This is a genomic window from Maribacter sp. TH_r10, assembly GCF_033101095.1.
Classification (GTDB): domain Bacteria; phylum Bacteroidota; class Bacteroidia; order Flavobacteriales; family Flavobacteriaceae; genus Maribacter_A; species Maribacter_A luteus.
Genome location: NZ_JAWMPY010000010.1, coordinates 111,773 through 121,416, shown reverse-complemented (window position 1 = coordinate 121,416; position 9,644 = coordinate 111,773). Strand labels below are relative to the sequence as shown.

8 protein-coding genes are annotated in these 9,644 nt (G+C 35.8%); all 8 read left to right on the top strand.

What is annotated here, in order from left to right; genetic code table 11:
• The first annotated feature begins 1,080 nt into the window (after nt 1-1,080).
• The 8 genes from R3X28_RS18050 to R3X28_RS18015 all read left to right on the top strand — a co-directional run bounded on the left by R3X28_RS18050 (nt 1,081) and on the right by R3X28_RS18015 (nt 9,460).
• Nucleotides 1,081-1,680 carry a hypothetical protein gene (locus R3X28_RS18050; RefSeq protein WP_282056989.1) on the top strand — a complete coding sequence of 200 codons (600 nt, stop codon included), beginning with the start codon at nt 1,081-1,083 and terminating at the stop codon, nt 1,678-1,680.
• A 573-nt stretch (nt 1,681-2,253) separates the two neighbouring features.
• Nucleotides 2,254-2,502: a type II toxin-antitoxin system ParD family antitoxin gene (locus R3X28_RS18045; RefSeq protein WP_282057190.1), complete on the top strand. Its 249-nt coding sequence runs from the start codon at nt 2,254-2,256 to the stop codon at nt 2,500-2,502.
• The gene (locus R3X28_RS18040) at nt 2,495-2,794 is read left to right on the top strand and encodes a type II toxin-antitoxin system RelE/ParE family toxin (RefSeq protein WP_317666222.1); all 300 of its coding nucleotides are present in this window, start codon (nt 2,495-2,497) and stop codon (nt 2,792-2,794) included. Before R3X28_RS18045 ends, R3X28_RS18040 begins: the two co-directional genes overlap by 8 nt.
• Before the next feature lie 528 nt (nt 2,795-3,322).
• A complete protein-coding gene (locus tag R3X28_RS18035) occupies nt 3,323-4,069 on the top strand; it encodes a DUF6090 family protein (RefSeq protein WP_317666220.1) in 747 nt (248 codons plus the stop codon).
• Between the two features lie 428 nt (nt 4,070-4,497).
• On the top strand, nt 4,498-6,258 hold the full coding sequence (locus R3X28_RS18030) for a CocE/NonD family hydrolase (RefSeq protein WP_317666218.1): 1,761 nt from the start codon (nt 4,498-4,500) through the stop codon (nt 6,256-6,258).
• 435 nt (nt 6,259-6,693) lie between these two features.
• Nucleotides 6,694-7,479 carry a type II CAAX endopeptidase family protein gene (locus R3X28_RS18025; protein ID WP_317666216.1) on the top strand — a complete coding sequence of 262 codons (786 nt, stop codon included), beginning with the start codon at nt 6,694-6,696 and terminating at the stop codon, nt 7,477-7,479.
• A gap of 356 nt (nt 7,480-7,835) precedes the next feature.
• On the top strand, nt 7,836-8,669 hold the full coding sequence (locus R3X28_RS18020; RefSeq protein WP_317666214.1) for a serine aminopeptidase domain-containing protein: 834 nt from the start codon (nt 7,836-7,838) through the stop codon (nt 8,667-8,669).
• Between the two features lie 236 nt (nt 8,670-8,905).
• Nucleotides 8,906-9,460 carry a hypothetical protein gene (locus R3X28_RS18015; RefSeq protein WP_154368639.1) on the top strand — a complete coding sequence of 185 codons (555 nt, stop codon included), beginning with the start codon at nt 8,906-8,908 and terminating at the stop codon, nt 9,458-9,460.
• Nucleotides 9,461-9,644: the final 184 nt, after the last annotated feature.

Sequence of the window (9,644 nt, the reverse complement as noted above, 5' to 3'; positions counted from 1 at the left end):
GTAAGGGGTCTCTGTGTTTATCCGAAAAGTCAGCGTCTTTTTAAACGCTACGTTTCATACACAAACCGATGATGTAGCATTATTCATATCATTTTTAATGTTTTTTGAAGGTATTCCTGTGTTCGCTGCGCTCGTGACGCCTGCGTCGACCAAAATCCCTTCATCTCGTTTTGCCCCCGCTCCCTCCCGCACACTGCGCTCGCAGATGTCGCCCGGTCTTTCGGAAATGCTACATCATCGCAGCGCTATGACAGATTGCCATAGGGATAGGATTAGAGGTCTATGGCCGATAACGCCGCTACGGCTTTTCAACGTAACATATCAATCCGCTATATGCAATTTATTCACCGTTGCTTGCTTATTTTACGGGTGTTCATCGGTCGCTTTGCTCGGTGGTTCACGCCATTTTATTCCCAATATAGCCGAAAACAAAAAAATGTTTTCCCTATATTTCCATAAAATAACGTGGACTTCACATAGCGCTGCGTTCGCATTCATTGGCGGAACGCACTCAAAATGGAGAAATTATGATTAAAAGAAATTTTTCAATGATATTAGTTATCATAGCTATGATATTAAATATCTTGAATTTTGGTTATTCAAATATCAGTTTTGATTTTTGGCTATCTTTTTGTTCTACAATTGTACTCATTGCCGCTATTGTGAAAATAATTATTAAAGAAAAGAAAAAATCGACATCTGACTAAATAAGGAATAATTTAATGTTGGAATTTTAGCTTGTTTGCGGAATCGGAAACTGAATCGAAAACCAAAACCCGAACTGAATGCGGAATTTAGCAAGCTGCGGAATTACTCACTCAATCGGAATTGAAAAATTTTGCGGAATAAATGGCTGACCGAATTCACTCTAACGCTGGAAAATCGGAAAACGGAATTAAGCCGAATAAAAACAACGAAATGCCAACACCGTGTATAATTAATTGCTTGGTTCACTGCCGACTTACGAAAATTCCTGCGGAATTTTCCGCTGGCAAGTATCTGTACTGAATTAGTTGCTTAAACACGTCACTAATCTTATACATAAACGTTGTGCATAATGTCCTAAAACCGTATAAATCAATGAGAAGTCTGAATGGAACTTGGTTGAAAATTAAAACAGGAGACGACTATTGTCCACCAGAATTTATTGAATTCAATAACGACCAAATCATTCATTTTGAACTGGAATTAAAAGGCGGAAATGAATTATCAAAAGTGCAAACTGAATGGAGCGAAAAACTTTCTGAATCAAAATATAAATTCGTAAATGACAATCGAATTAGAATATTTAGAATGGGAAAAACCTACTCTGTGTTGAGCGAAACTGAATCTAAAACAGAGAATATTGAATTTGCGACTGACTACGAAAGAATCGAACCAACTAAAACGAAACTTGAATCTGAAAAAATTGAAATGCTCGAATTTAGAGCAGAATGGAAAAATGAAAAAATCCCCTTGAAATTCAACAAGATTTTGGATAGTCCAGTAATCCAAGAACTGAATAAAAGAATGAAAAGAAATGGACGGAAATTAATATTAGAAAATTTGCAAGGAACTTACTTCGCATCAATTTTCGAAAATAACGAACGAGAAACACTAATCGGAATTAAGGAAATAGATGAGCAAAAGGCAATATTATTTGGATTTCCAGAAAAACCTTATGAAATAAAAGCTGAATAAAACACTATGCACAACAACGGTAACCGTTGCACAAGCCCTTGAACAGCAAAAAAAAGACCTCTTTTAAGCCCTTTTTAGGGGCTTTTTGTTTTTAGGACACTGGCCATTCTAGATTTTTAGGGGGCCTACAAGTGTTCTTTCAAGTTCTTGGCACCTGTTTTTTATAAAAAATGACAAAGCAAGCATTCCTGCCCCGCTTTTTGAGCGTTTTCCGATGAACTTCAGGTATTTCTTCAGGTTGTAGGCGATCGTCAATTAAAAATGGGCGAACAGTTTTTCCTGATAGTCCTTCTTGCCTTGCATACCTAAAGTTACGATCCATTTCCCGATCGGCAATGATCCACAATGACTTTTTTCTTAACTTGTGAAACAGGCATAATGTGTATAATTCATTGCTAGTTAGAGCCTACTTACGGAAATCCTCGTGGATTTTCTATTCGGTTTGTATTTGCTAATTTAGTTGCTGAAACACGCAACTTTCCATATACAAAACCGTTGGGTGCAATTTGAAAATCGTGGTAAATTTGGGATTTTTACCAAAAATTGGTAAATTTGAGTATACATTAAAAAAAAATGAAAAATACATCCATATCACTCGGAAATTATTTTGACCAGTTTGTACAAACTCAGGTTTCTGCTGGACGTTACAAAAACGTAAGCGAAGTAATCAGAGCTGGACTTCGACTATTGGAAAATGAAGAAAGTAAAGTTATTGCGTTAAGGAATGCTATTCAAGAAGGAATTGATAGCGGAATTGCTCACGATTTCGACCCTAAAAAAAATCTTGAGGAATTAAAAGCTAAACGCAGAATGAATGGCTAAATACGAATTGACCAATAAGGCTGTAGCTGACTTAAACGGAATTTGGGAATATACTCTCGAGAATTGGTCTGAAAATCAAGCTGACAGATATTACGACATGCTTCTGGATATTTGCCAAGACATTGCTGACAATACAGAACTTGGAAAAAATTATGACGGAATTAAATCTGACCTTTTCGGGCTAAAAGCAAATCGACACGTAATATTTTATCGAAAATCAAAATTAAATCCAATCGAAATAACGAGAATTTTACACGAGCGTATGGATTTGAAAAACAGATTAACCGAATAAAAACTGCACCACAACAAAGGTAACCGTTGCACAAGCCTATAATTATTGGAATAATGACTTCCACAACCGCTTTTTAGGGCTGTCTTATTTTTTAGGTGACCAAATATCCCATTGTTTTTGCCGGGCTTAAAAACAACCTTTCGAGCTTGTAAGGTTCGGTTTTTACAGAAAATAACAAAGCAAGCATTCCCGCCCCGCTTTTCGCTCGTTTCCCAATGAATTTCAGGTACTTCTTCAGGTTGTATGCGATCGTCAATTAAAAATGGGCGAACAGTTTTTCCTGATAGTCCTTCTTGCCTTGCATACCTAAAGTTACGATCCATTTCCCGATCGGCAATGATCCACAATGACTTTTTTCTTAACTTGTGCAACAGGCATAATACCTATAATCCATTGCGGCGGATTTCCTAAACGGAAATCCTTAACTTTAGGCAATGGCTTGGTACCAGACGGAAAAATCCATACGGATTTTTCTGCAACGAGATCATAGCCTAACCGTTGTGCTTCATTATGACAAACCGCTAATCAATGATAAAATTCTTTAGAAAAATTAGACAAAACTTGCTTTTAGAAGGCAACATTGGAAAATACCTTAAATATGCAATCGGTGAAATTATACTTGTTGTTCTAGGTATTTTAATTGCCCTACAACTTAACAACCTCAATGATGAACGGAAAACTGAAAATGTAAGGCAAGTTTATTATAAACAATTATTACAAGATTTTGAGAATGACAAAGCATATATAAAAGAGCATTCTTCAAAAATAGATTCTAATATGGTAAAAATTAGAGCCTTTAAAGAAATCTATAATCAACCAAACTTACCAATAATTGAAATCGTTTCTGCAACTGGAAATTTAGATTGGCGACTTTATAATGTTCAATTCAAAACTAATACGATACATACATTACAGAATACTGGTGATATCAAATTAATACCACCAACCATTAGGGAACTAGTAATCCGTTTAGATAAATATAAAGAAGTGACAGAAGAGGCTTCTGAATACAATAATGGTGAAGCTGGTAAAGCGGGTGCAACGGCAGCTAATAGATATGGGAGTCCAGAATTTGCCTATAAAAACATACAAAATCAACCCAAACTGCGGGAACGGGTATTTGAAGAAAAAAACTTAATAGAGCTTCTTATTAACTTCGAAAGGTGCCAACATATGAAGGCTAAATCGGAACAAGGAAGCCTTATAAGATTTAAGAAAATTCTATCTGATATGGAAGAAATTGAAATTCTTATTAATAAGGAATTGAAAATATAACGAAAGCACAACAACGGTAACCGTTGCACAAGTACCCCAAGCAGTAAAAAATAAATCATTACAAGCCTCTTTAAGGGGCTTTTTTCTAGTTTAATCCGTATTGAAAAGTCAATTTTAGATGTCTTAGTAAAGCTAAAAACAAGTCACGGATAACACTTCTCATAAAGACTTTAAAAGCAAGTTGCCCTGCCCCTTTTTTTATTCGTTTTTGTTCAAATTTCAGGTACTTCATCAGGTTATAGACGCTCGCCAACTGGAAACTCGCGAACAGTTTTTCCTGATTATCCTTTTTTCCCTGCATACCTAAAGTTACGATCCTTTCCCCATCAACAAAGATTCGCAATGACTTTTTTCTTAACTTGTAAAACAGGCATAATAAATAAACGCCATTAAAACGGGCATTATGCACAAATTAACCCAACTAGAAAATGACAGCTAAAAAATTTTTATTTATACTCTTTTTTCTTTTAACCTATCAATTCGGTTTCTCGCAAGCAAATAATGTTGAGTCTTATTACATCCCTGCTGTCAATGGAACCAAATTGGCTATGGATGTGTACTTCCCAGAAGATTATAAAAATCAAAAACTCCCTGTACTGTTTGAGTTTACCCGTTATTGGAGGGGCAAAGAAGACCCGAAAACAGGTGAGCCAATTCCTTCACTCAAAAAACGAGATAAATATTTTCTTGACCATGATTACATCCTTGCAAAAGTTGATGTTAGGGGAACAGGTGCTTCCTACGGTGTTCGTACAGCAGAATATTCGCCTACGGAGGTGAAAGATGCTTGGTACATTGTTGATTGGGTCGTGAACCAACCGTGGTCTAATGGTAAAGTAGGCGCCTATGGCACTTCATACTCCGGGACAACGGCAGAGCTTTTATGTGCTACCCAGCACCCGGCCATTAAAGCTGTAATACCTGGTTGGTCAGATTTTGACGTTTATGAAAGTCCTTCGCGGCCCTATGGAATGCTTGCAACAAGTTTTATAGCTGTATGGAGTCAATATGTTGATTGGCTAGACCAAAATTCAGTTGAGAATCTGGGGGCAAGTGTGAGGCGTGTCGGTATAGATTTTCCGATGGATGCAATCAAAGAACATGAAAACAACACAATCGTATTGGAAGCTCTGTCTAAAGCACCTTATAAAGATTCCAAATTTGGAGATTTCAAATCCGAAGAACTCGACCCCTTGCATTGGAAAAAGGAAATTTCGGAATCAAATGTACCCATGCTTGTTCTTACAAGTTGGTTGGATGCCGGTACGGCAGAAGGTACTTTATTACGATTACAACATTTTGATAATCCGCAGAAAGTTGTCATGATGCCAACTTCTCATGGCGGACGTTCACATGCCAGTCCATTTGTTGTTTCTGACAGTATCGTTGAACCTATTCCTTCTGTTACTGAACAACTTAGACTGCAACTTAACTTCTTTGACCAGTACATAAAGGGGATTGACAAAGAAGTTGAAGATTGGCCAACCATTAAGTACTATAATTTTGGGGAAGAATCATTTAAACATTCTGATATTTGGCCTCCCAAAGGACAAGAAAGAATTAAGTATTATTTAGATGCCAATGGAAAATTAAATACTTCATCACCTAATGAACCTCAGGGTATGGATGAATATCTCGTTGACTTTTCGGTAAGTACCGGTACAAACAATCGATGGACAACCCAAATGGGAAAACCCGTTCTTAACCTCAATAATCGTAATGCTGCCGATTCTTTAACGCTAACGTATACAACCACACCTCTTGCAGAACCGCTTCAAATCACGGGAACACCCGTAATTTCTCTCAATCTGTCGTCTTCACACAAAGAAGGGGCCATTTTTGTCTATTTAGAAGATGTTGACCCAGATGGAAAAAGTAGATATATCACAGAAGGCGGGCTTTTGCTTAAACATCGAAAATTATCTATGAATGCTATGTATGATAAGATACCGTATCATTCATTCAGAAAATCAGATGCATCACCAATGCCTATAGATAAGATTGAAGAAGTGAGCTTTAAATTACATCCAACATCCATTCTCATCAAGAAAGGACATTCTATAAGAATTGCAATTTCGGGGGCAGATAAAGATACATTTGATAAGGTTCCGACCGAAGGAATACCAACTTTGAGTATTTACAGGAATAAAACAAACATATCTTTTTTAGAATTACCAATAATAAAATAAAACATGTGCATAATAAGTGCTAAACCGCGCAACTTTTCATAAACAAACACGATGGTATAGCATTATTCATATCATTTTCACTGATTTTTAAAGGTATTCCTGTGTTCGCTGCGCTCGTGACGCCTGCGTCGACCAAAACCCCTTCATCCCATTTTGCCCCCGCTCCCTCCCGCACACTGCTCTCGCAAATGTCGCCCGGTCTTTCGGAAATGCTACATCATCGCAGCGCTATGACAGATCGCTATCGGGATAGGATGAGAGGTGATAGACGAATAACATGGACTTCACATAGCGCTGCGTTGTGTGTAATTTCCAACCAGATGTAACATTTATCCTTTTGAAGAGTCTTCATGTAAAGGCATTGAACTAAATGAATTAAAAATTTGGAAGATTACTAATGCCAAACACTACCCACAAACCAAATTATGTTCAACTATGAAAAATTTGAATCCAAATGGAAAAAGGGAAATCATTATATTCTCGGTAATTGTTATAGCCTTGAGTTCGGTAATATGTTTTATCTCTTATAAATTAGATGATCCAAATGTCTCAATATTAACTGTTTTCGCACCATCAATAGTTGCACTGATTTTTACTGCCATCACAAATGGGAAGAAAGGTCTCTATGAGTTGTTCATTAAACAGACGGTGAAGAAAACAGGTTTAAAATGGCTTCTTATTTCAATGATTGGAATTCCAGTCCTTGTATCTTTGGCCATGCTCACTTCCTTGGGCTTCGATATTTCCAGATTCGATTTAAGAACTACTCAACTGCTGCCACAGATTGTTGTTATTGTATTAATTGCAGTAGGTGAGGAATATGGATGGAGAGGTTTTTTACTTCCCAGATTGATGGATAAATTTAATCTGTTATATTCAAGTATAATACTTGGTTTGATATGGGGAATCTGGCATTTTCCAGCATATCTGATTGGAACAGGGGTACCATTGCAAATGGACTTTACAGTGTTTTTATTATGGGTAATTTTGGGAACACTTTTTATAAGTTGGATTTATTACTATACCAAAAGTGTGTTGACCTCGATACTGGCTCATATTAGTGCTAATGCGGCCTTTAATTATCTACTAATTTTGCCAGAATTTACTGGAAGTATGAATACATTTTGGTTGTTTATTCTATACTTATCTGTTCTGATGATGATGATATTCTACACTAAAAGAAAAGATTTATTAAAAGGCGATAACAATAAATATTATTGAGTCGATCGTATATTAAAAACCTTATGGAGAATGGTTAAAAAGCTCGAATTAAAAATCTCCAAAAATAACGGTTAAAATTAAATAACTACACACAACAATAGCTCCTATGAAAAGCCCCAATCAAGTTCTCTAGAGTTAGCCAATGTTTTCTTTTTGCCTTAAACCACCTTCTTCCGTTTTAATATCATTTACAAGGGTTTTTCTTCCTGGCACTCATAACCGATTTGTACCTACGTAAAATCATCAGATTACATTTATTTATAGATTAAAGAGTAATAAAAATGGTATATTTAAAAACAGCATAAAATCAATTTTAACCTATAAGCATATTTCAGGATAAGACATTAGAACTGAAAATGAAAGAAATAGAGATACCATATAATTCAGGAACATTATCCGCAACTTTATTTGACAATACTAGCAACAAGACCATTTTAATTATTGCTTCAGCAACAGGTGTAAAACAAAAGTACTACTATGAATTTGCCAAATATGCCGAAAGTAAGGATGTAACCGTAATCACATTTGATTATAACGGAATAGGTAGCTCTCTAAAAAAACCTATTGAAAAACTAAAAATAAATGGTGCAGATTGGGGTAGTAATGATATAGAAAGTATAATACAATACGCCATAAAAAACTACCCAAAATCAAAGAAAGTAATTCTTGGACATAGTATTGGAGGACAGCTAATTGGACTTGCCGAATCTTGTAATAAATTAGACAAAATTATTCTAGTAGCGGCACAATCCGGTTATTGGAAACACTGGAAGGGATTTAGAAGGATGAAAATGTGGTTCAATTGGTATATTCTTTTTCCGCTTATTCTTAGTGTTTTCGGCTATTTGAAATCAAAGAGAATTAGCGGCATGGAAAACTTACCGAAAAATGTAGCTGAACAATGGCGCAATTGGGGTAAGAACAGAGACTATATTTTTAGTGATAAATCTATCAAAAACACCTTCTACGAAACCATAGAGGTAGATATGACCGCATATAGTATAGATGACGACACCTTTGCCCCGAAAGAAGCAGTACAATGGATGACTGAGAAATACAAGAATGCAAATAGAAAATCAATACATTTAAATCCAATTGACTTTCAAGCCAATAAAATAGGGCATTTTGGAATATTTAAAGAACGTTTTAAAAATACAATTTGGACTCAAATTTTGAATGAAATAAAATAAGGTGGACTTCACATAACGCTGGGTTGTTTTCAATGTCCCGAAAAATCAAAAAAAGCTATAAATCAAGGGTATAAAAAAGTATTCGTTTTATAATTTTAAATACATTTGACATCGCTAATAGAAAATATATGTAGTTAAGATTTTTATTCCTTACCCGATTTTCGAATTCTCGCCCCGAGTGAGGTTTGACCTTTCGAAAATCAAAAACAAGAATCTTAAACTATAATATATCATTTATGAAAAATAGCATTGAGCGTTCTCCACGCACATTTTCTAAAATATTCCTATTTATCTCTTTTAACAGCTTTATCCTTAACATGAGCTGTGATTCTAAAGATGAAGATTGCACAAAAACTGCAGTTGTGAGAGATACTTACTTCTTGAACAACCAACAATACTACCTAGATAGAACCATTGAACTACCCTGTAGTTTTCCTGATCCGGAACCGTTAAATCAAATTGACCCACCTGAGTTAGATGGTTTTACTTACGATATCTTATTTTATGAGTTTATACCCGACACCGGCAATAATACTTCTCGTTGGCGCTTTGAAATTCAATTGAATAACCCAAATGATTATAAAGTTACAGGGTTGCCTATATTGACCGTAAGGATAGGAGAGCTAACAACGAGTCAAAGTTATTCGGATAAAACAACCGTGCCTTGCTTTGAACTTGGGGCCAATTCCAGTTGTACACTATCCTATGACCAGGAAAGCTCTTTGGATTTAGGTTTAATCAATGATATTGAACTTATAAACGTTCAATATTTTTTAACGAATCAGAATTAATCGGTTTATCTAAAGTATCAACGGTGTAGCTGCAAAACGTAACAGCCTTTTTGTAGACATTAGCTACCAAATATAATTTGCTCGAAGGGAATGGGTATTTGGGTTTATTCACGCAAACGGACTTCAATCTGACACGCCCTTTAGAAAGGTTACTTAGATCAGTCAATTATGTGCAGAAACGGCA

What these genes read in the sequence shown, in the direction of transcription:
- R3X28_RS18050 (WP_282056989.1), top strand. Translation starts at nt 1,081, where the DNA reads ATGAGAAGTCTGAATGGAACTTGGTTGAAAATTAAAACAGGAGACGAC.
- R3X28_RS18045 (WP_282057190.1), top strand. Translation starts at nt 2,254, where the DNA reads ATGAAAAATACATCCATATCACTCGGAAATTATTTTGACCAGTTTGTA.
- R3X28_RS18040 (WP_317666222.1), top strand. Translation starts at nt 2,495, where the DNA reads ATGGCTAAATACGAATTGACCAATAAGGCTGTAGCTGACTTAAACGGA.
- R3X28_RS18035 (WP_317666220.1), top strand. Translation starts at nt 3,323, where the DNA reads ATGATAAAATTCTTTAGAAAAATTAGACAAAACTTGCTTTTAGAAGGC.
- R3X28_RS18030 (WP_317666218.1), top strand. Translation starts at nt 4,498, where the DNA reads ATGACAGCTAAAAAATTTTTATTTATACTCTTTTTTCTTTTAACCTAT.
- R3X28_RS18025 (WP_317666216.1), top strand. Translation starts at nt 6,694, where the DNA reads ATGAAAAATTTGAATCCAAATGGAAAAAGGGAAATCATTATATTCTCG.
- R3X28_RS18020 (WP_317666214.1), top strand. Translation starts at nt 7,836, where the DNA reads ATGAAAGAAATAGAGATACCATATAATTCAGGAACATTATCCGCAACT.
- R3X28_RS18015 (WP_154368639.1), top strand. Translation starts at nt 8,906, where the DNA reads ATGAAAAATAGCATTGAGCGTTCTCCACGCACATTTTCTAAAATATTC.